This is a genomic window from Brevibacillus laterosporus (assembly GCA_007833815.1).
GTDB lineage: Bacteria > Bacillota > Bacilli > Brevibacillales > Brevibacillaceae > Brevibacillus_B > Brevibacillus_B laterosporus_D.
This window is the reverse complement of record CP033464.1, coordinates 549,472-573,232: the sequence shown is the minus strand read 5'-3', so window position 1 is coordinate 573,232 and position 23,761 is coordinate 549,472. Positions and strand designations below refer to the sequence as shown.

The 23,761-nt window shown below is 41.0% G+C and carries 21 protein-coding genes and 1 riboswitch; of the genes, 17 read left to right on the top strand and 4 right to left on the bottom strand.

Annotation, left to right across the window (positions count from 1 at the left end):
• Positions 1-98 precede the first annotated feature (98 nt).
• From EEL30_04005 to EEL30_03995, 3 genes are all read right to left on the bottom strand, one after another.
• Complete coding sequence (locus EEL30_04005) at positions 99-911, bottom strand: hypothetical protein (GenBank protein ID QDX91605.1); 813 nt, start codon at positions 909-911, stop codon at positions 99-101.
• Between the two features lie 54 nt (positions 912-965).
• Positions 966-1,829: a recombinase gene (locus EEL30_04000; protein QDX91604.1), complete on the bottom strand. Its 864-nt coding sequence runs from the start codon at positions 1,827-1,829 to the stop codon at positions 966-968.
• A 430-nt stretch (positions 1,830-2,259) separates the two neighbouring features.
• On the bottom strand, positions 2,260-3,843 hold the full coding sequence (locus EEL30_03995) for a hypothetical protein (GenBank protein QDX91603.1): 1,584 nt from the start codon (positions 3,841-3,843) through the stop codon (positions 2,260-2,262).
• A 297-nt stretch (positions 3,844-4,140) separates the two neighbouring features.
• Between EEL30_03995 and EEL30_03990 the strand changes: the two genes are divergently transcribed.
• From EEL30_03990 to EEL30_03925, 14 genes are all read left to right on the top strand, one after another.
• Positions 4,141-5,511, top strand: coding sequence for an MATE family efflux transporter (locus tag EEL30_03990; GenBank protein ID QDX91602.1), 1,371 nt, complete (start codon positions 4,141-4,143; stop codon positions 5,509-5,511).
• A 272-nt stretch (positions 5,512-5,783) separates the two neighbouring features.
• The gene (locus tag EEL30_03985) at positions 5,784-6,401 is read left to right on the top strand and encodes a TetR/AcrR family transcriptional regulator (GenBank protein ID QDX91601.1); all 618 of its coding nucleotides are present in this window, start codon (positions 5,784-5,786) and stop codon (positions 6,399-6,401) included.
• Positions 6,402-6,472: 71 nt separating this feature from the next.
• On the top strand, positions 6,473-7,465 hold the full coding sequence (locus tag EEL30_03980) for an NAD-dependent epimerase/dehydratase family protein (protein ID QDX91600.1): 993 nt from the start codon (positions 6,473-6,475) through the stop codon (positions 7,463-7,465).
• 98 nt (positions 7,466-7,563) lie between these two features.
• Positions 7,564-8,541 carry an accessory Sec system S-layer assembly protein gene (locus tag EEL30_03975; protein ID QDX91599.1) on the top strand — a complete coding sequence of 326 codons (978 nt, stop codon included), beginning with the start codon at positions 7,564-7,566 and terminating at the stop codon, positions 8,539-8,541.
• A 156-nt stretch (positions 8,542-8,697) separates the two neighbouring features.
• Positions 8,698-9,630, top strand: a complete 933-nt coding sequence (locus tag EEL30_03970; GenBank protein QDX91598.1) for an SLAP domain-containing protein — start codon at positions 8,698-8,700, stop codon at positions 9,628-9,630.
• Positions 9,631-9,695: 65 nt separating this feature from the next.
• On the top strand, positions 9,696-10,700 hold the full coding sequence (locus EEL30_03965) for an SLAP domain-containing protein (GenBank protein QDX91597.1): 1,005 nt from the start codon (positions 9,696-9,698) through the stop codon (positions 10,698-10,700).
• Between the two features lie 186 nt (positions 10,701-10,886).
• A complete protein-coding gene (locus EEL30_03960) occupies positions 10,887-13,442 on the top strand; it encodes a serine protease (GenBank protein QDX91596.1) in 2,556 nt (851 codons plus the stop codon).
• Between the two features lie 73 nt (positions 13,443-13,515).
• A riboswitch (SAM riboswitch) is annotated at positions 13,516-13,636 on the top strand.
• A 128-nt stretch (positions 13,637-13,764) separates the two neighbouring features.
• Complete coding sequence (locus tag EEL30_03955; protein QDX91595.1) at positions 13,765-14,970, top strand: methionine adenosyltransferase; 1,206 nt, start codon at positions 13,765-13,767, stop codon at positions 14,968-14,970.
• A 161-nt stretch (positions 14,971-15,131) separates the two neighbouring features.
• On the top strand, positions 15,132-16,142 hold the full coding sequence (locus EEL30_03950) for a xylanase (protein ID QDX91594.1): 1,011 nt from the start codon (positions 15,132-15,134) through the stop codon (positions 16,140-16,142).
• Between the two features lie 11 nt (positions 16,143-16,153).
• Entirely contained in the window at positions 16,154-17,323 is a 1,170-nt protein-coding gene (locus EEL30_03945) for a histidine kinase (protein QDX91593.1), read from the top strand.
• Between the two features lie 14 nt (positions 17,324-17,337).
• Complete coding sequence (locus tag EEL30_03940; GenBank protein ID QDX91592.1) at positions 17,338-18,045, top strand: DNA-binding response regulator; 708 nt, start codon at positions 17,338-17,340, stop codon at positions 18,043-18,045.
• Between the two features lie 97 nt (positions 18,046-18,142).
• A complete protein-coding gene (locus EEL30_03935; protein ID QDX91591.1) occupies positions 18,143-18,517 on the top strand; it encodes a hypothetical protein in 375 nt (124 codons plus the stop codon).
• Between the two features lie 76 nt (positions 18,518-18,593).
• On the top strand, positions 18,594-20,537 hold the full coding sequence (locus EEL30_03930) for a DEAD/DEAH box helicase (GenBank protein ID QDX91590.1): 1,944 nt from the start codon (positions 18,594-18,596) through the stop codon (positions 20,535-20,537).
• A gap of 11 nt (positions 20,538-20,548) precedes the next feature.
• On the top strand, positions 20,549-21,358 hold the full coding sequence (locus EEL30_03925; protein ID QDX91589.1) for a ComF family protein: 810 nt from the start codon (positions 20,549-20,551) through the stop codon (positions 21,356-21,358).
• 89 nt (positions 21,359-21,447) lie between these two features.
• On the opposite strand, the gene map is transcribed toward EEL30_03925, so the two are convergent.
• On the bottom strand, positions 21,448-22,197 hold the full coding sequence (gene map, locus EEL30_03920; GenBank protein ID QDX91588.1) for a type I methionyl aminopeptidase: 750 nt from the start codon (positions 22,195-22,197) through the stop codon (positions 21,448-21,450).
• A gap of 155 nt (positions 22,198-22,352) precedes the next feature.
• On the opposite strand from map, the gene EEL30_03915 reads away from it, so the two are divergent.
• From EEL30_03915 to EEL30_03905, 3 genes are all read left to right on the top strand, one after another.
• Positions 22,353-22,766, top strand: coding sequence for a flagellar protein (locus EEL30_03915; GenBank protein QDX91587.1), 414 nt, complete (start codon positions 22,353-22,355; stop codon positions 22,764-22,766).
• Between the two features lie 189 nt (positions 22,767-22,955).
• Positions 22,956-23,234: a flagellar biosynthesis anti-sigma factor FlgM gene (gene flgM, locus EEL30_03910; GenBank protein ID QDX91586.1), complete on the top strand. Its 279-nt coding sequence runs from the start codon at positions 22,956-22,958 to the stop codon at positions 23,232-23,234.
• An 18-nt stretch (positions 23,235-23,252) separates the two neighbouring features.
• Positions 23,253-23,756, top strand: coding sequence for a flagellar protein FlgN (locus EEL30_03905; GenBank protein ID QDX91585.1), 504 nt, complete (start codon positions 23,253-23,255; stop codon positions 23,754-23,756).
• Positions 23,757-23,761: the final 5 nt, after the last annotated feature.

The window sequence follows — 23,761 nt, the reverse complement described above, 5'->3', positions numbered from 1 at the left end:
GATTTTAATCTCTGCTGAATATTTTCAATCACCCAATAACTACAAGACATTTTATGAAAATAGTATACTTTAAAGTGAAACCCATAACCACCAACCACCTACATTCTCCCCAATAACGTCTCAATCTCCCTCTCATACCCATATCTCTGAAAAAACTCAATCAATGCCACCGCAAAGATATCACGTTGACTAATGTTCTTCTCTTTACTATATTCCCTCACCATTTGATCTAATGTATTAGTCATATGCACAGATTTAGTGACAAAAATTCCAGGTACGGCATAGCGAGGTACTTTGCCTGATTCTGAGCCTGGCACAATGAGGTCAATCAATCTATCTCTATTTCGCTCTAGAAGCTCCAAAATAGGCAGATAGGTTTCTAACCGTCCCTTATCTATGCGATTAGCTTTTAAAACGCTCTGAGTGGCCTCTAAAGCCTCTACGCTACCTCCTTCCGTTTGCATTGTAGCAGGCAGGGAAACCGACAGTGTTTCTTCTGGAAATCTCCCCGTCATCTTTTCATAATTCTTCTTATCCGAAGCCCACTTATACCCTTTTGACTTCATGTACGTAGCTAGATCACGATGATCGTTAAATCCTAAGCGTTTAGCAATCGTTTTAGCATCAGCGCCTTCTTTCTGGAATAGAGAGATGATCGTAGATATTTTAGATGAACTAACTAGATCCTTGCTGGAATCCCATTTTTCTATACGGTTGTGGGCCGGTACATATGTTTGTTTATCACGATCCCAGATGAAGTTCTTGCGACGCATATAGATATCTAGCGTCTTGTAGTTTTTATGCCCCAGGTCCTGTGCCAAGAGGTCTCTGGATTTCCCCTCTACTAGTCCACGTAGTATTTCATTTACACGTTCATCATAGATAGGCTTTTTCTCTGTAGGTAATTCCACTTTCAACACTCCTAGATATGTTGGATGTATGTAGTTCGTTTCTATATCAAAGGATTACAGGGTGTTTATGGCATCGCTGAGTTGATCTAAATTGGTGTGCGTATAGATACTGGTTACGTTTAATGAAGAGTGTCCCAGTAGCTTTTGAATTTGTACCAGATTCACATCATTTTTAACTAGCTGGCTAGCAAAGCTGTGTCGTAGGATGTGAGCCGTCACTTTCTTTTTCCAGCCTAGCTTTTTTACGGCTTCCGTAATTACTTTGTTTACGTAGACGGGAGAGAGCATCCCTGTCTTTTTCGTACAAAAGAATAGGGGGGAACCAGTCTTTGGTCGCTTCTCCTGGAGATATTCCTGCAATAACGGGAGTAACCGGAGTGAAATGGGGATAAGTCGATCCTTGTTACCTTTACCAGCCACCACATGGATTACCTTTTCCTCCACATTCACATCGTCTACCGTGAGATTAAGGCACTCTGAGATACGTAAACCGGTCATATACAAGACAATGACTACGAGACGAATGAGAGCATGATCAATTGCGTGTACGAGCCGTTCCACTTCGCCGTCTGTTAAGTACGTCCGCTCCTTCTGCTGGACTTTTATCTTTTCTACAGAAAGGGCAATGTTACGTACAACGAGTTCTTTTTTGTAAGCGTAAGCAAAAAAGGAACGGAGCGTGTGAAGATTACGTAACCTACTAGCAGGAGCATAGCCACGTTCTTCCTTCAGATAATGTAGATATTCTTCAATATCGCTTACAGTTACTTCATCCATGTAAGATTCACAGTTATATTTGTTTTCAAGAAAGCGTGTAAAGTATACCAAGTCTTTTCCGTAACCAGAAATGGTTTCTTCACTTCGACCGATAGATGACATGTATTCTAGAAAGATTTCTACCGTGTTCATCAGTAACATTACATCGATCCACCTTTTTTTAGAGTAGGCTTCATGTATGGAGTGATTCTAGTTAGAAAATATTCTTGAAGTATAGTAATCATTGTAGCCATTAATCCTGTTTTATAACGTTATGTATAAAGATTCTATATTTTAATATTCTGAACAAAAAAGTCATGAATTACCATTATATAGGGAAAGGACGACATACATTGAGTGGTCTCGATGCGTGTCGTCCTCGTAGTGTCAGAGCTGCTCTGTGCCCACTCATTTTTGAAAGGATAGCGCCCTTGCAGGTAAACAGGAGTTATGTATGTAAAGAGAAACCCTCAAGGCTCAGGAGAAGTGTCCTTGGCACCAAGAGGGTTTCTCTCTTTATGAGTTGAGTAACTCGCTAAGAAGACTTGTCATAACCATTAGAATGGATTTATTAGACAAGATAGCTGTAGAATTAGTTGTTGTCTTCTTCTTCAGCACCTTCTTCAGGAGCTTCTTCAGTTTTAACAATTTTAAGATCAAAGTCTCTTGTGATCTTGCCATAAGAGTCAGAGAAAGTGAATACGATTGTACCATCTTTAGCTGCATCAGCTTTGATTGTTACTTCGCCGTCTTTGATTGCAATTGCATTCTCAGAGTCAGCAATGCTTGCAAGCATATCGATTGTTACTGAAAGCTTTTGCTCACCAGCGAATACGTCTAGCTCGTCAAACAGGTCAGCTAGAAGATCAGCATCTGTTTTAGAAGCATCAACTACAACAGCAGTTTTGCCTTCTTGTAGTTTAACGTCTGTGATTTGTGGAGTAGAGTTTTCTACAGTAATTTCTACTGTACCAACCACTACACTACCTTCTACATAGGAAATTACAACTTTACCTGCAGCTACTGCAGTTACTTCACCTGTTGTTGCATCAACAGTTGCTACTTTATCATCGGAGGATTTGAAGCTGAAACCATCTTCTGCATCTTTGCTTTCATCTTTCAACACGTCTCCAACAAATTTTTGTACTTTAAGATTTACTTTTTTCTTTTCTGGTTTGAAGATGTCCAAAGTAAGATCAGCATCTGTGTTCTCAGGAACTAGTTTGTAGGAATCTACGTCTTTATCAGCTACGTCTACAACAGTAACTGCAACTGTACCGATTTGTTTGTCTCCGTTTTTAATAACAAGAGTGTCAGTACCTTCAGCAAGCTTTGCGAAGTTAACTACAAGCTTACCGTTCTCTGCTTTAAGCGCATCAACTGCTGGTAGAGCTACTACAGTATCTTTACCAGATTGAGTTGCTACAGTAAGTCCAGCAACATCTGCAAGTTTGAATTCAGCACCGTGTTGATCCAACACAGTTACTTCCAATGCTATTTCATCGGATTTCAATTTTGCAGTTGTGTCTTGGATAGTGTCTACTACAGGAGTAGCTTTAACTAACAAGTCAAAAGAGATTGTTTTTTCGCCAACTTTTACAGTAATGATAGAAGTTCCTTCTTTAAGAAGGTTCAGTTTACCGTCTTTGCTCACAAGAGCTACAGATGGTTGGCTAGAAGTGTATTCAGCTGCTGCAGCTAGTTCATCAGCTACGAAACCAGCATCTGCTTCTAGAACTTCACCAGCAAAGTTTTTACCCTTTGTGATAGAAATGCTTAGGTTTTGACCAAGAGTTGCGTATCCTTTGTCAATTGCAGCGTTGTTTTCAAACAATTTAACTTCAGTTGGTTCGATAACTACTTGTGCATCCAATACTGTAACGGATACTAGAGCAGATTCAAACTTTTCATTGTCTTTTGAAACAACTACTTTATACTTAAAGTTATCTGCATTAGTTAGGCCATTTTTAAGCTCACCAGTTGCAGAAGTTGTATCGTTATTAGCGAAAACAGCTTTTGTTGCTTGGAAAGCTACAGTGTAACCAGCTTCTTCAAGATCAGCAACAGTAACTTTTGTACCTTCGTTAACTGCTACTTGCAAGAATTGAGCTTCTGTTACTGTTCCTTGAGCGATTGTAGAGGTAATAGCACATACCTTTACAATAATTTGTAATATACTGTAAACTGCTAAACTCTACCAATTACCAAGCTTTAGCAGTAGCTTGTTACTTTATCATTTGTAGAAAAAAGGAATATGGCTGTAACTAATTCCTAAGGAAGGAATATACCCACAATATAGAAATAGAGAAACCCATTACTTGGTTTTCCATTGGCAATCCATTAGTTTACCATAATCTATATAAAGGATTGTTATGTTTACAAAAAATAAAATATACTGAATAAAAAAGCTAAAAAATCCAAACTATGCTATAATTAGACTTTGTAATTATCCAAAAAAATACAGAGGTCAATCATGAACCAAACCTACAACTTATCTCAAAAATCCAAACATTTTTTACTCATTCTTTTGCCGATTATGGTCACACAAGTAGCTCTTTTTGCGATGTCCTTCTTTGATACGATTATGTCAGGACATGCGGGGGCATTTGACCTAGCAGGTGTAGCTATTGCAACTAGTATATGGGCGCCTGTTTTTACTGGATTAAACGGGATTCTGTTAGCCGTTACTCCAATCGTTGCTCAAATGATTGGTGCACAGAAGAAAGAGAGAGTTCCTTATATTGTTATCCAAGGAATTTATTTAGGAACTGCTATTGCCGTTTCTGTTATCCTCATTGGCATAGTTGCTATCCCTTCTATCCTTACTGGAATGAGGCTGGAGCCAGAGGTACACCGAATTGCCCGGGATTTTTTACTGGCCCTTGCTTTTGGTATTATTCCAGTCTTTGTCTACACGGTTCTGCGTTGTTTCATTGATGCCTTGGGCCAGACAAGAGTTACCATGTTTATTTCCCTTATCTCTTTGCCAATTAATGTCGTGTTGAATTACTTGTTGATCTTCGGTAAGTTTGGCTTTCCACGATTGGGTGGAGTTGGGGCAGGGGTAGCGACTGCCATTACCTATTGGATCATCCTGATCATTACCTGTTTTGTTGTGTTGCGGGTTGGTAACTTTCAGGAGTATGGGTTGTTTAGCAAGTTTTACAAGCTATCTGTCAAGACATGGGGAGAAATTTTAAAATTGGGTCTGCCGATTGGATTTTCTATCTTTTTTGAAACCAGTATTTTTGCGGCGGTTACCTTGCTGATGAGCCGATTCGATACCATTACGATTGCAGCGCATCAGGTGGCAATGAATTTTGCTTCCTTCCTATATATGGTACCGATGAGTATTGCCATGGCATTAACGATTGTTGTTGGCCATGAAGTGGGAGCCAAGCGATTCCGGGAAGCCAGGCAGTACAGTTTTTTAGGGATAGGGATTGCCGTTGCGCTGGGGGCTTTATTTTCAGGAGCTTTGATTTTCTTCAACAAAGAAGTGGCGGCACTTTACACGAATGACATTGAGGTATTTGAGATGGCTCAGCACTTCTTGTTGTATGCGATATTTTTCCAGCTATCTGATGCGGTTGCTGCACCTATTCAAGGGGCGCTGCGAGGATATAAAGATGTGAACGTCACTTTCATCGTTGCTTTGGTTTCCTATTGGGTCATTGGTTTGCCACTTGGATTTTTATTGGTTCAAATCACAGACCTAGGTGCATTCGGTTATTGGATTGGCTTGATTACCGGATTGGCCGTTGGGGCAATTTTCTTGATGTGGCGGTTACTGCATTTGCAGAAGAAAACGGCGAAGAGTGCTGGTGAAGGAAATATAGCGTAAGAAGTAAAAATGACAAACGACAAATGAGACGAGCGAGCTTCACGCTCGTTTTTTTGTATATAGAAAATGACAGGTAAAAAGAGAGGGAAATATCATCATTACAAAATCCTATATAATAAGGAAGAGATTCGAAAAGCTTGTATGCTCTCAGTTGTTAGAAAATAAAACAACCAATTTGAATTTGACATGTACGGGAGCTCATTATATACTGAAAATAATAATTGACCATTGGTTAAATAAAGTGGTGTGCGTTTAATAAGGAGGTGTGTACGATGGCGGCAAGAAAAGCAGTAGCTAAAGAACTAAGTCGCGAACAGATTGTAAAGGTAGCCCGCGAATTGTTTGTAACACAAGGCTATCGAGCGGTTTCTATGCGGAGTATTGCACAAAAGCTAGGCTACAGCCACGGGGCACTCTACTATCATTTTAAAGAAAAAGCTGAGTTATTTAATGCTATCGTGCAAGAGGATTACCGTACGTTAAAGGAACAAATGAAAAAATCTATTGAACCAACTGAGCAAGAGAAGCAGCCACATCACCAATTAGAAGCTTTAATGGAAACCTTTATCCATTTTGGTCTTAGCCATCCGCATCATTATGAAATGATGTTCTGTACGAATGAACCGGAGACTCAGCAGTATGCTCAGCCAGAACAGGATAGTTGTTATGAAACGTTTGCAAGTTTGGTAAGGGAAGAGGCGGGAGAGACACTGCAAAAGGTAGGGAATATGTACACAATACCGTGGGTACTGTTCCTCTCTTTACATGGGTTTGTCGTCCATTATATCCAGACGAAGCAATCCTACGAAGATGTGGAGTCACTCGTAAAAGTGCATGTGCGGTACTTGACAGGTCAACTGATTTCACAGAATGGAGTTAATGAGCAGTGAAAAGAACTCGGCGGTCGTCGAGTTCTTTTCTAAAAATTTAATTGACCATTGGTTAAAAAGGGGAGAATAACATGAACAAAGCATTGGTATTTGGATCAACAGGTAGTATTGGAGCAGAATTGGTATTAGAATTACTACGAAGTGGTATTCATACAGTAGCGTTTGCCCGTTCAGATAAAAAGCTTGCGAATCTGCAAGCAGATTGGGAAGCGATCTCGGAAGCTGGAAATAAACAATCAAGCTATGTGGAACCAGCTTACCATCCTACTCTGACGCTATACTCAGGAGATGCCTATCACCTAGAAGATGTATTGCAAGCTGCTACAGGGGTAGATGTGATTTTTCACTGTGTTAGTGTTCCTTATCCAGAGTGGAAAATAGGTCACCCTACTTTAATGAACAATGTCTTAACAGCCGCTAAGTACCATCAGGCGAAAGTCGTCGTGATTGACAACATCTACGCATATGGCAGGGCAAAAACAAAACTAGTAAATGAACAGCACTCTAAAGAACCACATACTACAAAAGGCAAGATTCGCCTAGAGATGGAACAACTTGTGTGGAAAGCACATGAAGAGGGCACGTCATGCATGCTGGTCCACTTACCTGATTTTTATGGTCCCCATGCTCACAATACGTTTTTGGGTGTCACTTTGCAGGCTATGGCAAAGGGTAAGCCGAGTATATTTATTGGTGATCCTAACGTCCAGCGTGAATATATCTACACACCAGATGCAGCACAAGCGATCGTACAACTGGCTAAACGTCCGCACACATTCGGAACGACATGGAATATTCCAGGTTCAGGTACGATCTTAGCTAAACAAATCAGGGAGATTGCACGTCTATATAATGGAAGAAAGAATTTGATAATCCCAGTTGGGCGCAGATTAATGACTATGCTGGGCTGGTTTCAGCCTTTTATGCGAGAAATGGTAGAAATGATGTATGTAACCGAAGCTACCCTTCAATTGGACGGTAGCAAATATGAACGCGAGCTTGGGACTCTGGTACATACCCCATATGAGCAAGGTATAAAGGAATGCCTGAAGCGATTGAGCTAAGGAAAATATGGGCTTTTGTATTTTGAAGGTTACTTATGATAATATGAAAAGATAAGATTATAGGTAGACAATACTATATACATGGGAGCGGAAAAATCATGTTTTCCTTTTTAAAAAATATATTGTCAGGTGATGAGAAAGACACCGCTACGTTACCTAAAAGTAAGGAACAATCGGTGTTGCCTGTTAAGAAATCGGATAAACAAGCTCCGGTTAAAAAGGGTGGAAAATCTGGGAAGACTACCCAACAACAGAAAAAAGCAAATGGTTTGGCTACACGTGTGACGGAGCTCTCTTTGCATCCGTTGTGGGAGCGCGAGCTAGATAATATGCAGAAGTATTCCATGTCCTTTATGGCTAATCAATTGGAGCCTTTGGAAGAAGGGAACATTGCTATCTCAGGTTTTAATATGGTGCCGCATGAGGACGGAGTTGAAATAGCGGCTTTTGTACGAAATGCAAGCAATAAGCCAGTTGTGTTAGGGAAAATGACCCTACTCATCATGTTTGAAGGCGATAAGCTGTTTACTCGACAAGAATTTGATCTGGGTGAGCTTGGAGAAATCCCAGCTTTCCATGCTAGACCGTGGAACTTTATTTTCACTAGAGAGCACTTTATCACGACCAATGTTCTTTTGCAAAATTGGCGACTTGCTTTTGAATTGGCTCAAAAGAAAATGGTTTTGCCGCAAAACCTGGAGCTGGAAGAGTCTTGGATGGCATCGTTAACTGACGATCAAAAGAAATTCTTTATCGAGCTGGCAAAAAAGCTTCCCGAGTTAAAAGAAGGCGAAGTAAATGTTCAGAGCGTTCAGGCGAAGCAAAACGATGAAGGTATGATTCGTACGATTCTCTTAATTCGCAATGGATCGACTCAGAATCTCTCCTTTGAACAACTGCCACTGGCACTCTTTGATGCTACGGGTGAAAAGGTAGCAGAGGGTGTATTCCAATTGAAAGATTTTGTTGTTAACGCACAAACAAGCAAACCTTGGATGTTTATTTTTCCAAAAGAGAGCATCCTAAAGGAGAACGTTGATTTATCACAATGGAGAGTGCAGCTTGCTCAGAACTAATCGGTTAAGTAGCTAGATATCATATCTACCTATTAGGTTTAGTTCAGTATGAAGTGTTCTTGTAGCGGCTCTTGTTCGTATGGATAGAGATATTACCTTGTTAAAAGGGTATTTTATATTGTAGGAATTTTGTACCACAGCAAAGAGGAGGATATTATGTTTAACTTTTTGAAGAACTGGTTTACCAATGATAGTGAAATGAGAACTCCTGAGGATTTGAAGAAAGACCTTTCTCAGACTACGCACAATCGGATTGAAGAAGCGACGGAAAAAATGTTAAAATCAAGCGACCTGGATGTTTCTTTTAACCCAGTATGGAATGAAATGCTGGATCAGGAGAAAAAGTACACCTTGCGCTTCTTAAATGATAGCTTGCCGGATATCCCTGAGGGAACGATAGGACTTACAGGCTTTAGCTTGATTCCCCGTGAAGGGTCCGTTACAGTAGCATTATTTATTCGAAATGCCTCATCAATACCGGTAGAAATGGGTAAATTAGACCTAGCGATTGCTATCGAGGGCCGTTTATTTGCTAAAGGGGAATTTGATCTGAGTCCAGTTGGAACTATTCCACCGATGAGCAGTCGGCCATGGGAAATTACTTTCCCTGAAGAGCTAGTGACAAACAGAAAGTCCATGGACGTTAGACAATGGAAACTGATTATTGGGTTACCGCATCGTGAATTTGTTTGGCCGAAAAATCTCGAGATCGATCCAGCTATGGAAAAACGATTGACTACTACTCAAAAGGATCGTCTGGAAAACATGATACACTTTCTTCCTTTCCTGGCTCCAGGCACAGTTAGTTTCACTGGTTTTGATATAGGTTTAAAAGAAGACGGACATTTAATTGTAGCAATGCTAATTCGTAGCGCTTTGGAAAATACCTTTGAACCAAAAGCTTTACGCGTTATAGTTCGTAATGGGATCACTGAGCAAGTAATAGCTCAAGGGGTTGTTGATGGAAGTAAGATCAGTCTGAAGAGCGGTTCTAGCAAGCCTTGGATATTGGCGTTCCCTCCAAATGTTGTTACGATGAATGACAAGGTTAATAAATCCAACTGGGAATTGGATGTAGAAATTTTATAGAGAGAAAAGCGTGCAAGGTGACTGCTGATGGCTGTCGCCTTGCCTTATGCACAGGAGGTTATAGAATGAGTTGGCATTTAGAGAATTGGTTTGGTTCTAAACAAGGATTGGAACAAGCCCGTGATGATATTCATGAGTTTCTACAAAAGGAATTTTACCTAGGTGTATCTGGTATTGAGCAGCCAGAGCAATCATCTAACCGCATCCCTTCCAAGGAATTGTTTCTAAACTTGAATAGTTTGGGTTCCAAGAGTTTGGAAGAGATGGACGTTGAGTTGTTGCAATTTATTCATGATGAGTTGCCACCGGTTGTCCGCGATGAGGTAGGAATTTTTCCGTTCTTTACTAATGTGTTAAATACAGGATTCTTGGTAATGACATTTGTCCGTAATGCTACGCATCAAGATATTATGTTAAATAAACTACCACTTGCTCTGGTCACCTCTGAAGGTAAAGTAGTAGCACGCAAATCCTTTGAGATGCTGACAATGGGTGGTTTGCAGGATATGTCTGCAAGTCCATGCGAATTCATCTTTGAATGGGATGACTTCTTGTTCATGCCTGAAGATGATACGCAATTATTTATGGTCTATGATAAAGAACAATTAGACCAATATCAAATGGAAGAAAAGCTAGTAGAGAAGCACAATGGCTTGACTGATGAAGAAGAAGAGACTTACATGCAAAAGGTGAAAGATCTCTTCCCGATTCAAGATGGTCAAGTAGAGTTGACAGCTATTGATTTAGTTCAGGTTCAGGATGGTGGCTTAAAAGTGATTGTTGCCTTCATGAACGGTTTGGATAAACGTGTGGAATTCACGGAAGTTCCTGTCTATATCCGTGATGAGATTGGCAGAGACATTGCGCGTATGCATTTTGGTTTGCATAGTCTTTATGTTAAGCCTAAAACTCAACGTGTATGGGGTTTCTATATCCCAGCAAGTTCTCTGGAAGGCAAAGAGCTAGACTTGTCTAAATGTAAGGCTTATGTACCGGACGCAAAGCAGGATAAAGATGTAAAAGCTCAAAAGTTAGATTTACATGAAAATAACAAGGGATTCATCCAGTAATCCTTTCTGTGACCCCTTTCGATATGAGAGGGGTCTTTGTATACGATGCTTTGGAATTATTTAGGCGAAGGAAATAGTTGTCTCTTGAGCAGGGCTGTACTATGCTATATAAATGAATAATAGAAAGATTAAGACGCTAATCTTTCCTGATTACCTCTCTAGAGGAGAAGGGGGAAAGGGTAACATATGCTATATTCACACTTGAAAAAAAGAATGATAATTCCGGCGGTTATTGCTGTAATCACTCTTACGGTTGGTGAGGCAACAGCGTGGGCAGCAGCTACTAACCCGAATGATCCTTATTTTTCAAAACAGCTCCATCTATCACAAATTAGAGCGATTGAAGCTTGGAAGATCGTCAACAGCAATACAGCTATTAAGATCGCCGTACTTGATTCGGGAGTAGATTCCTCCCATCCAGATTTAAAGGACAACCTGTTGCCTACTATCAATTTGGTACAAGGGGAAAGTGCGTCTGATCTAAACGGGCACGGAACGAATGTGATAGGGATATTAGGAGCTAAAGGAAACAATGCCACAGGAGTAACGGGGGTATTGTGGAATGCTAAGATTTTGCCTATCAAGGTGTTAGATAAAAAGGGGTTCTCATCTTCTGACCGGTTAGCAGCAGGGATAAGACGAGCAGTTAATGAAGGAAGTAAAATTATTCTGATGTCAGCCAGCACATTGTATTATTCCAAGGCTCTTGAAGATGCGGTAGATTTTGCGGAAGACCGAGGCGTAGTTGTCGTAGCGGCCACTGGAAATGAAGGTAGCCGTGTGAACTATCCTGCTGCTTTTCCAACCGTGATAGCTGTTGGTGCTGTTACTGGTTCTAATACCATCCATAGTCGTTCTAATTTTGGGCCAGAAATTAATTTAGTGGCTCCTGGTGTCAATGTGTACACCACAGCTAGAGGTGGCGGGTATGATCCAATGAAGGGTACTTCTGCAGCCGCTCCTCAGGTAGCCGGTGCGGCAGCGCTAATTCTTGCGAAGAACCCTACTATGAATCCGTTAGAAGTACGACAGCTTCTATATCATTCGGCGACTAAATTAAATGGAACTAGATGGGATAAACGGACAGGATATGGACTGTTAAATATTCAAAAGGCAGTAATGAGTACATTGCCTGATGACATAAATGAACCGAACAACTCACAGCAGACAGCCGCAGCTTTTCCCATGGAAAGTCAAATACGCGGTTCATTGAGTGAGAAAGATAAAAGCGATTGGTTTTATACAGATATTCCATATGAGGGAACTTTGGAATTACATGCAGAGGTATCGGTTGGGAACTCAGCTCCATTGGCGGCCAGCGTTTATCAGGATGGGAAGCCACAGGATACGTACTACCTTGGAAATAAAGCAACTGCAACAATTCCTGTTAAACCGGGGAAAGTTCACATCCATCTGCAACGGTCTGGGATATCCAGTACCATACGTTACACAATTACGAATCGTTTTTCCATTGCACCTGATCGATATGAGCCAAATAATAGTATTGATCAAGTTCGTCCTTTGCCTGCAGGTAATAATATTGAGATCAAGGGGAACTTTCATACGGCACAGGATGTTGATTGGTATTCTTATTTTGTGCGCGATCCAGGCAAGCTTTATTTGCGAGTGGATACAGATACGTTACGATTAGATCCACAAATTAGGGTGCGTAAAGAACTCGATAAGACATCTGGAGGAATTTTTCTTGATAACAGCTCAGCGACAGACCCTTTAGAAAGCTTAGAGATGAATGTAACACCGGGGCGTTATTTGTTCCAAATTCAGAACAGCTATCCTGCCGCCGTGAGCGGAGAATACTTTTTTCAGCTAAATTACATGCCGGAACGAAAAGACCCCAATGAGCCAAACGACACGTATCGTTTAGCTACAAAATTAGGCGACAATAATCTGATTACGGGGACTATCTCTTCAGAAGCGGATAATGACTGGTTCACATTCTCGATAGCGAAAGAAACATATGTTACGATTCGAGCGCCATACGTACCTCCACAGACAAAGATAATGATGAGTATTTTTGATAGTCGCGATATGAAATATGCTATTCAAGCGGAGAATGTTTCTGGACAAGATAACAGCATTGTCTTTGAACGCAAATTAGCTGCAGGTACTTATTATCTGAAGCTGACCAGCACTACGCCATTCCGCTATGATGCGTATCGATTTACGATAGCTCGTCAGGAGATGTATGGAGGCTTTCGTGACATACAAGGGCATTGGGCTAAAAATGATATTGGGCGTTTAACTCAACGGGGCGTGATTACGATACCCTATACGTACAGTTTTCGACCAGATGCTAATATGACAAGAGCTGAGTTTGCAGACATGCTCCTGCGCTCGATGAAAGCCAAAAATATGCACACCGGGCGTGTAGGCACTAATACCTATAAGGATTTAAACAAAAAGCATTGGGCTTATGAGAGTCTTTTACAGGCTTCCCAGTTGGGGATTATGAACGGATACAATGGAAAAATTGAACCGGATCGTTCGGTTAATCGAGCAGAAATGGCTTTGATGATTGCACGTGCTAAGAAAATAAACGTGTCAAAATCGTCAAGTGTTTCCTATCGTGATGTTCCTAATTCACATTGGGCTGTGGCTGCTATAGAAACCCTTTCTCGCTATGGCTGGTTACATGGTTATCAGGATGGGAGCTTTAAACCGGAACATCCTGTAAAACGAGGAGAAATGGTTACTGTATTTGCTAAATCATTCCAATTGTAAAAAATCAGATATTTTTTAAAAAGTACATTGACACCCTTCTAAAAAAAGATTATTCTATACATCATGGATATTACTCTTATCCAGAGTAGGCGGAGGGACTGGCCCTATGAAGCCCGGCAACCGTTTTGAGCGGTGCTAACCAGCAGAGGAAGGATAACTATTCAAATAGTTAATCTTACTCTGGCCGATAAGAGGGTTAGGGAACGCATTAGAAAAGCAACCTTTTCCTCAGCAATGGGAAAGGTTTTTCTTTTTGTCGTGATGGAAACCTGGCTCGGCAAACATATTATATATCATGTTTCCAGTTTAAGGAGGTAAAAGTATGGAATTGCAAAAAGGGCGTCGCTTGTTTACATCTGAGTCCGTTACAGAAGGACATCCAGATAAGATTTGTGACCAAGTCTCTGATTCTATTCTTGACGCGATCTTGTCTAAAGATGCGAATGCTCGTGTAGCATGCGAGACATCTGTTACCACTGGTCTAGTGCTAGTGGCAGGGGAAATCACAACTTCTACATATGTAGATATTCAAAAGCTAGTAAGAGAAACGATTCGTGAGATTGGTTATGATCGTGCAAAATATGGTTTTGACGCAGATACATGCGGTGTTATTACTGCAATCGGCGAGCAATCCGCAGATATCGCGCTAGGTGTTGACCAAGCGTTGGAAGCTCGTGAAGGTAGCATGACAGATGAAGAAATCGAAGCAATCGGTGCAGGTGACCAAGGTCTGATGTTTGGTTATGCTTGCAACGAAACACCAGAATTAATGCCTCTTCCAATCAGTATGGCTCACCAATTGGCACGTCGTCTGACAGAAGTTCGTAAAGATGGTTCGCTTAAATACCTTCGTCCAGATGGTAAAACTCAAGTAACAGTTGAATATGATGGTGATAAGCCAGTTCGCATTGACACCATTGTTATTTCTACACAACACGCTCCAGAAGTAGAATTGGATCAGATTAAAAAAGATCTGATGGAGCAGGTAATCAAGCGGATCGTTCCAGCAAATCTATTAGACGATCAAACGAAATACTTTATTAACCCAACTGGCCGTTTTGTAATCGGTGGTCCTCAAGGGGATGCTGGTCTAACTGGTCGTAAAATCATCGTAGATACGTATGGCGGTTATGCTCGTCATGGTGGTGGTGCATTCTCCGGTAAGGATCCTACAAAAGTAGACCGTTCTGGTGCTTATGCAGCCCGCTATGTTGCGAAAAACATTGTAGCAGCAGGTCTTGCTGAACATTGTGAGGTACAAGTAGCTTATGCTATTGGGGTAGCTCAACCGGTATCTATCGCTGTAAATACATTTGGAACAGGAAAAATTGCTGAATCCGATTTGGTAGCGCTGATCCGCAAGAATTTTGATCTACGCCCAGCAGGTATCATTAAGCAATTAGACCTACGTCGTCCGATCTACAAACAAACCGCAGCATATGGTCACTTCGGTCGTAATGATCTGAATGTACCATGGGAGCGTACAGATAAAGCAAAGGATCTGAAAAAAGACGCTGCTAACCTGTAAAAAATAGAAAGAAGCCTGGGATTTTCCTAGGCTTCTTTTTTCTTATGAGAATAGCAAAAAAAGCTAGGCAATTACAACTTCAATGGGTTAGACTTCATAGAGGATTCTGTAAATCTTTGTCGAAAAGCACTATAATAAGGTCGAAAGGAACATGTGGCATCATGAAGAAAAAACCTTTCTTTCTCGTCTTTTTCTTTCTTCTCCTTCTGTTTTCTACCCTCGTGTATTGGTTTAGACCAGAGAGTGTCGGAGTAGAAATAATGGATTATGTGCAACAAAAGACGGGGGATGATACGTCTCAGTCTATAGAGCGTAGAAAGTCAGACGTGGAGCAAACGACCTCTAGAGATGCTAAACAAAAGGAAACGCTATCAAATGAGAGATGGTACAAAGACAAGGTTGTAGTCTTAAATTACCATCATATTAATCGTGATAGTGATAAGCCGTTTGTGATTAAACCAGAGCAGTTTGGTGAGCATCTACAGTTTATGAAGGAACATAACCTTCATCCCATCAGCCTGAGTGAATTTTTTGCTTTTATGCAAACAGGTGTGACAGCCAAGGAGAATGCTGTTTTACTTACGTTTGATGACGGCTATGAAAGTTATTACACAGAAGCGTATCCGTTGCTTTCCCAATATGGTTACCCGTCTGCAGCCTTTGTGATTGCAGGAAGATTGCGGGATACCCTCGATCGAAAGCGAGAAAATATGACCGTTCCTCTTACTTACCAACAAGTTGAGGAAATGCTGGCTTCCGGCTTAGTGGATATCGGTTCGCACACATTCAGTTTACATGAACATAAAGAGACGAATGAGTGGGGAGTACAGAAGGCGGGAACGGAGCCTGTATACCTGGAAGAATTTCAGCGAGCAGAGAATGAGGAAGAGTACCGAGACCGTTTATTTGTTGATTTTAAGATGTCGAAGGTAGGCTTGGAACAACTTGTGAAACAGCCAATAGAATCTCTTTCTCTACCCCATGGCTATACAAGTAACGTTGTTATTGATTCGGTAAAAGAAGCAGGATATCAATATGTCTTTACATCTAGGAGAGACGTTGTGAAGCCAAATGAAAATCCATATTCTATTCCAAGATTTGATGTAGGACTGCGCAAGGTAGGTGCACCCCAGCTCCTCGAACTATTTACGAAAGTGAAAACGGAAAAATAAGGGGGAAACCCATGGATAAAGGCATTGATATCAGCCTTCTAGATGGGGTCATAAAAAAAACGATTCGAACGGTTGAAATGAGCAAAGAACAAATATTTCAAATTGCAGAAAGTGCCCGTTCTGAGAGTAATGCAATCAAGAAAGAGATTGTTGAAATTCGGCAAGTATTAACAGAAGTGATCCAGAATGTTGATAATTTAGAGTTACAGTCCCGTCGATCAAGGTCGAGATTGGTGCAAGTAAGCCGCAATTTTCAAAGCTTTACTGAAACAGATATTCGCGCAGCTTATGAAGAGGCGCATAATATTCAAATAGAGCTATCCTTGATGCGTGAGCGAGAAAACAATTTAAAGAAACGCCGTGATGAACTAGAGCTTCGTCTGCGGAATATTCTAGAGACAATTACTAGAGCAGAAGGGTTATTAAGTCAGATCAGCGTGGTTCACAGCTTTTTAGCAGGGGATTTGTCCAAAGTGGAGGAAGCTCTGGAGTCTGCCAAGCAGCACCAACTTATGGGATTGAAAATTATTCAAGCCCAGGAGGAGGAACGTAAACGGGTAGCCCGGGAAATCCATGATGGACCTGCACAATCCATGGCTAATGTAGTATTGCGTACAGAAATCGTAGAAAAGATGTTGAAAAATGAAGCGATGCAGGATGCTCAACAGGAGTTAATTAGCTTAAAAGAGATTGTAAGAATGAGTTTAGCAGATGTTAGAAAAATCATTTTTGACTTGAGGCCAATGGCTTTAGACGACTTAGGACTCATTCCAACTTTGCAAAAGTATATACAAACCTTTGAGGATCGTAGTAAATTACATATTGACCTAATAGTTTTTGGCAAAGAACACAAGTTGGAAAGTTCATTTAAGGCGGCAGCTTTCCGCTTGGTTCAGGAATGCCTAAACAATGTGTACAAGCATGCGAAAGCTAATTTTGTTCAAATAAAAGTTGAGTTTCAGCTGGAAAACATGTTTATTGTCGTAAAAGATGATGGAATTGGATTTAATGTGAGTGAAGTCAGTAAAAAAGGTCAATCGTTCGGAATAATGGGAATGAAAGAACGATGCCAATTACTGAATGGCAGAATCGGCATTACGTCCAATAACCTTGAAGGGACTAAAGTGGTGTTTCAAATACCGCTACAGCCTACGTCAGTATCCAAAAGTACCGGCAAATAGGGAGGTTAATTACGGTGGAAAAATTGTTGGATGAAATTAAAATCGTATTAGTAGACGATCATCAATTGTTTCGTGAAGGCGTAAAGAGAATACTTGATATGGAATCTGGTTTCAAAGTGGTGGGTGAGGGCTCCGATGGAATGGAGGCTCCCAAGCTAGTGGCAGAATATAGACCAGATGTTTTATTGATGGATATTAATATGCCAAATGTAAACGGTGTTGCGGCTGCAGAAGAAGTAGTGAAAATTAGCCCAGAAACAAAGGTCATCATTTTGTCCATTCATGATGACGAAGGATATGTCTACCGCACGCTGCGTTCTGGAGCATCCGGTTATTTATTAAAAGATATGGGTACTTCTGAATTGGTAGAAGCAGTACGCGTGGTGGCCCAAGGTGGGGCCTATATCCATCCGAAAGTGACCGGCAAATTAATTGATGAATTCCGTCGTTTAAGTGAACAGGAAGAATCAATGGATCGTAGCATTACGTTCGAAGAGTCACCGGTGATGGACCCACGTATTATTGAGTCTTTGACACGCCGTGAACGTGAAGTACTGCAATTAATGGCAGAAGGAAAAAGCAATCGAATGATTGGTGAATATTTATTCATTAGTGAAAAGACGGTTAAAAATCATGTTAGCAGTATTTTACAAAAGCTAAATGTACAAGATCGTACCCAAGCTGTGGTTATTTCGATTAAGAATGGCTGGGTAAAGTTGTAAGGCTTTTAAACGGACCATACAAAATTTATGAAAATGAGCGCAGAGAAAGCAACCAAGTCAAGCAGTGCGGCATACCTTATTAAAGGAGGGGATGACCGTGATAGCTGATTTTATGATCTGGTTGCTTGCAGCATACGGCTGCTCCGCTCTTTTGCTTAAAGTGATCTATGTCTGGATGGAGTCAGGTAGAGCCACTGCTATTATGGAGCCTTTGACCATGACGCATTATCAACTACTTTTGCATAATTCAGAGCATAGAGTAGAAGAGGCTGTACGCACCCTGATGTTTCAGTCTGGTTTATATGGACAGCCAATTATTATTAGTTTTGTGGATGAAGGCTCTTCCGACGATACGCCACGGATGACGGAGATTTTATACCGGGTCCATCCAGATACCATAACAGAACAACAAGCAGGGAGAGAACGAGTGGTCGTAATTGATTTGCGAACAGTTGAAAAGGAGGCTAGCTGAGTCAAGGGCTGGTCTCTTTTTTCTTGCGTTATCCCGTTGTCTTTTTTAACAATAAGGACAAAGGGGGATGGATATTATGCATGAATATGTACTTTATTTAAAAGAAGATGGACATTCTGTCTTAGCATATATTACTCCGTGTTTCCAGGTAGACAGGCAATTTTGGAAAGAGCAGAACGGACGAAGATTGCACATCATTGGCAAAAGTAAATCACTTGCTTTAATTTTTGCGATAAGGGATAGGGTGAACCAAAAGATTACACAGCAACTAGCTGATGGAAGGCTCCTTCCTAGTACACTCAAACAAGTACGTTCGTTGGCTGAAGGATACACGAAAGAGGCAAATCGCTTATATGTAAGGGAAACGGGTGGAAACCAGTCGTACGGGCGATCTTATGTGTTTAGCTTTGAAGAGATAGAAGAAGCAATGCAGATTGATAAGTCTAGAGTGCTAGAAAAAGGGAATGCAATAGAGTTCCTTGTAGGAGGCAATCAGTGGACGCACCAACTATTTTTTAAACTACAAGGTAGGGCGTTATTATTTGATGAAGTTAAGAGGCTATGTTTTCAAGAAGACAATGTGACCAGAAATGATCTAGACATCCTTATTATGTCTTTGCAATGGCTAGTTCTACAGGGAAAAGCAGAGTGGCGCCCTAGTATCACTCTTGAACTACAGCAGTCCTGGTGGCAACGCCGATTGTCTTATCATTGTGAGCGATGCAATGGTGTAGAGGAGATTGAGCGGACAATCTGCGAGAACTGTCAACAACTATGCTCCTACTGCTACAGTTGTCTCTCTATGGGAAGGTGCAAGTGCTGTGTTCCACTTATATGTGTACCTGCCGATTTTTCAAGTCACTCAGACTCGCACGTTAAACAACTTGGTAATTCCGAAGCCTTCTTGCGGTGGAATGGACAATTCTCTAAAAGACAAGCGATTGTAGCCAAAAAGGTAAGGGAGTTCGTCTTTTCCAAAGAACGGAGGTTCCTTATTTGGGCCGTATGTGGAGCAGGGAAAACGGAGCTTGTATTTCCTGCTATTGATGCAGAGTTGGCTCGTGGAGGGACCGTTTGTATTGCCACTCCTAGAAAAGACGTAGTTTTGGAATTAGCACCACGTTTACAAAAAGTATTCCCGTCTATTTCAGTGGTAGCTATCCATGGTAGCAGTCAGCAAAAATGGGAGCAAAGCCGTTTAATTATTTCGACTACACATCAGATGCTACGGTGTTACCAGCGTTTTTCTTTGATAGTAGTAGACGAGGTAGACGCTTACCCTTATCATCGCAATGAGATGCTGTATCATGCTGTGAAACGCTCACTAACGCCTCACGGAAAGGTTTTATATCTAAGTGCAACACCCCCAGATTATTTACAGAAAGAGTTAGTGGCAGCACAAGCGGGCAGACGACTTTTCCCTTCGCCTAAAAGGCTGTTGCTTACTTCATCCACTCATGCTATTTTGCCAGCTAGATTTCATGGACATCCACTCCCGATTCCAACAAAGCTTATCAAAAACAAACTGCATCGTAGTATTCATTTATTGCAACCGATTGCTTCTTTATTACTTTTTTTGCGAAATAGTATACAGACACAAAGACAAGTCTTTATATTTGTGTCGCGTATTGAGCAAATTCCTTTTGTGCTCGCTTATGTTCAGCACTTCTTTCCGAATATGAGAGAGAAAGTAGAGGGGGTACATGCTTCTGATCCTACCCGGGAACATAAGGTGCGTGCTTTTCGTGAACAGGTGTACATGATCTTAATAACTACTACTATTCTAGAGCGAGGCGTAACCATCCCCCGTAGTGATTGTATTGTGCTGGAGGCAGATGCTGCTATTTTTGATGAAGCTTCTCTTGTCCAGGTAGCAGGGAGAGTAGGACGTTCCAGTGACTCGCCAGATGGGCAGATTCTCTATCTGATGAATAAGAAAGCAAATAGCCCTAACCAAGCCATCAAACATATTAAGAGAATGAATAACTTGGCGGAAGAGACAGCTGCGATGGTAGAATGAGGAGAGAGTGAATAATGCAGCAATGTCTGGTCTGTAAAAATGTAATTCAAGTCGGTAAAAAAACAAGGGAATTAATTCTCCATCTATCAAAACATGTGCCTGCCTTCTTTTATCCAAAAGGCTTTTATCAACTGATGCAGTTGCTTTTATGCGATAAATGTGTGCCAGAGGTTATACTTCTGATGAAATATCTTTGTAAAATTTGTGGAAGATCATGTGAAGGAAAGGATGGTCTATGCAGAGACTGTAGTCGGGAAAGGCAAGATTTGAATGGCAATCGAAGTGTGATCCAGTATAACGAATGGGCAAAAGAACTAATTAGACAGTGGAAATATCATGGGGACGAGCGATTGAATTCCATCTGTACAGCATTTATTTTATTAGGTTATCAGTTTCATTATGGGCCGGGGAGAAAAATTGATGTCATTAGTTATGTTCCGATGCACGGGAGTCGGTTGCAGGAACGGGGATTTAATCAAGCACAGGTATTGGCAGAATACGTGGGATATCATCAACACATTCCGTGTGTTCCGTTATGGGAGCGCCAAAAGGAAACTAAAAAACAGAGCAAGCAAAAAGGAAGAGCGGCACGTTTTGTAAGTATGCAGGATGCATTTGTTATTCATTCTAGTTTGCAAAGCACTGATCTGTCTTCTCATCCATTTTCTTTTCCTCAGAACAAGATAAAATGGCGAGTATTAATAGTGGATGATATTTTTACAACTGGGGCAACGATTGAAGCATGTGCTAAGGTACTTTCGTACTACGCTAAAAAACAAAATCTTCAGATATCCATTTTCAGTCTGACATTAGCCCGTTAAATCATGTAAAAAAGAAAAAACGGCAAATCTGTTAACGCAAATTTGCCGATGAAAATAATAAGAAATCATGATTTTCTAGTACAGAAGAATTATAATTGAGTTAGGATTTGTGGCCCATCTGCTGTGATGGCAAGAGTGTGCTCGTACTGAGCTGATAATTTACCATCGCGTGTACGTGCTGTCCAACCATCTTCTTCATCTACGACTGCATGATAAGTTCCCACATTTAGCATGGGTTCAATGGTGAGAACCATGCCTTCCTTTAAACGCACTCCCTTACCAGCAGGCCCATAGTGCGGAACGTATGGATCTTCATGCATGCTCTGACCAATTCCGTGGCCAGTAAAATCACGGACGACAGAGAACCCGCGTTCTTCGGCAAATTTTTGAATGGCATGGGAGATATCGCCGATTCGGTTGCCAACAACTGCTTGCTCAATACCTAGATATAGAGATTCCTTGGTAGTGGTTAACAGACGATCGGCTTCTTCAGAAATTTGTCCTACCCCGTATGACCAAGCGGAATCAGCCAACCATCCATTAAGATTAACGACCATGTCAATCGTCACGATATCACCATCTTTTAATTCATTTTTAGAAGGGAATCCGTGGCAAATGACTTCATTAACGGATGCACATGTGGCATAGGGATAGCCATGGTAACCTTTTTGCTCCGGTTTTGCACCATGTTCTTTCAGATAGCGTTCTACGAATTGATCGATTTCCCAGGTCGTTACGCCTGGTTGAATCATGGTGGCAATCTTTTGGTGGATACTGGCCAAAATGATGCCCGCCTGACGCATGAGTTCGATTTCTTCTTTGGTTTTAATGACGATCATGGTAAGACCTCCATGTACTTGATATTTGCCTATAGTTTATTCAGCCGACTAGAAAACTGTACACGGCACTGAATGGAAGCAATAAACATTAAGTATAAGTAATGATAACATATATTTTTCATGCCAAAAACAAAGTGAATCAGGGGGAAGAAATTATGGGATTAGGACATTTAGCAAACTGTCCAATTTGTGAAGTGCTTTTTGTGAAAGGAATAAGAGATGTATGTCCCGCATGCCATAAAGAACAAGAAAAACAATACGAGCTATGCGCTAGTTTTCTTCGTAAAAGGGAGAATCGCGGTGCTACGATGTATCAGTTGAGCGATGGAACAGGTGTCGATGCGAAAGAGATTACCCGATTCATTCGTGAGGGACGGATTTCGATTCAAAGTAACCCGAACCTTGGATATCCATGTGAAAGCTGTGGGGAAGTCATTCAATCGGGAACTATGTGTTTACATTGCTCAGGTAAGTTAAAACGGGAAATTACACAACAAATGGACGTAGATCGTCGTCTTACAGATGAAGATCGAAAACGAAATCAGGTCTATAAGTTCAAAAAAGAATAGGACTATCCAACCAAACGTTTTTAGGTGGTCAGAAACATTAATCGATTTCACTTGAAAAGCCGATGTTACTACTAGAGCAAGCAAACGGTGAGTGTCCCATCCTGTGGCTAAGAACGGTACGGTTAGCTTAATAAATGGGGGTAGCCGTGAGTTCTTTCCAGCGCAAGTCTCAATGATCGAGGTGAAAATATGCGTATTAATGAAACGAATCGCACAGGAATGATACAAGCCTATAATACGGCTAATAAAGTGCAACAGAATAGCCAAGTAAAGCATAAATGGGGAAAAGATGAAGTTTCGATTTCCACGGAGGGAAGGGAACTTCTGAAGCTAGGGGAAGAACAAGAAATGGATTCAGCCCGTCTCGCTAAAATATCCGAACTAAAAAGCAAGGTAGAAAACGGTACATACCAAGTACCAAGCGATCAGATCGCTGAGAAATTCATTGCTTTTTGGAAAAAATCGTAGAGGAGCGACAGGGAGCTCATGACGAATGTAAACGAACTCTTTGCCGTGTTGGATAATTTGACAAAGCTTCATCAAGCGCTATATACACTGGCATTGGAGAAGCGAGAAGTATTGGTGAAAAACGATATGCAACAACTAACTGAACTTGTCAAAAAAGAACAGCAGTTGTTCAAGGCTATTCAGCAAACCGAGCTATTACGCGCAGAAATGACCAGCATGATCTTTAATGAAAAGGGTGTAGCTGTTACGAATGGGACCCTACAAGATGTAATTAGATTGTGTACCGACGTGGAAACGAAAAATCGGTTAGCTCAGTATCGTGAAGAATTACTCAGTGTTATTGGGCAATTGAAGGAAGAAAATGAACAGAACCAGCAACTATTGCAACATTCCCTTGATTTTGTCAACATGAGCCTCGACCTGTTTACAGATCGACCGGAAGAAGACTTTATTTATAAAAATCCAGTGAATCAACAGATACAATCTTCAATGAATCGTTCTATTTTTAACCATAAAGCTTAGAAAGG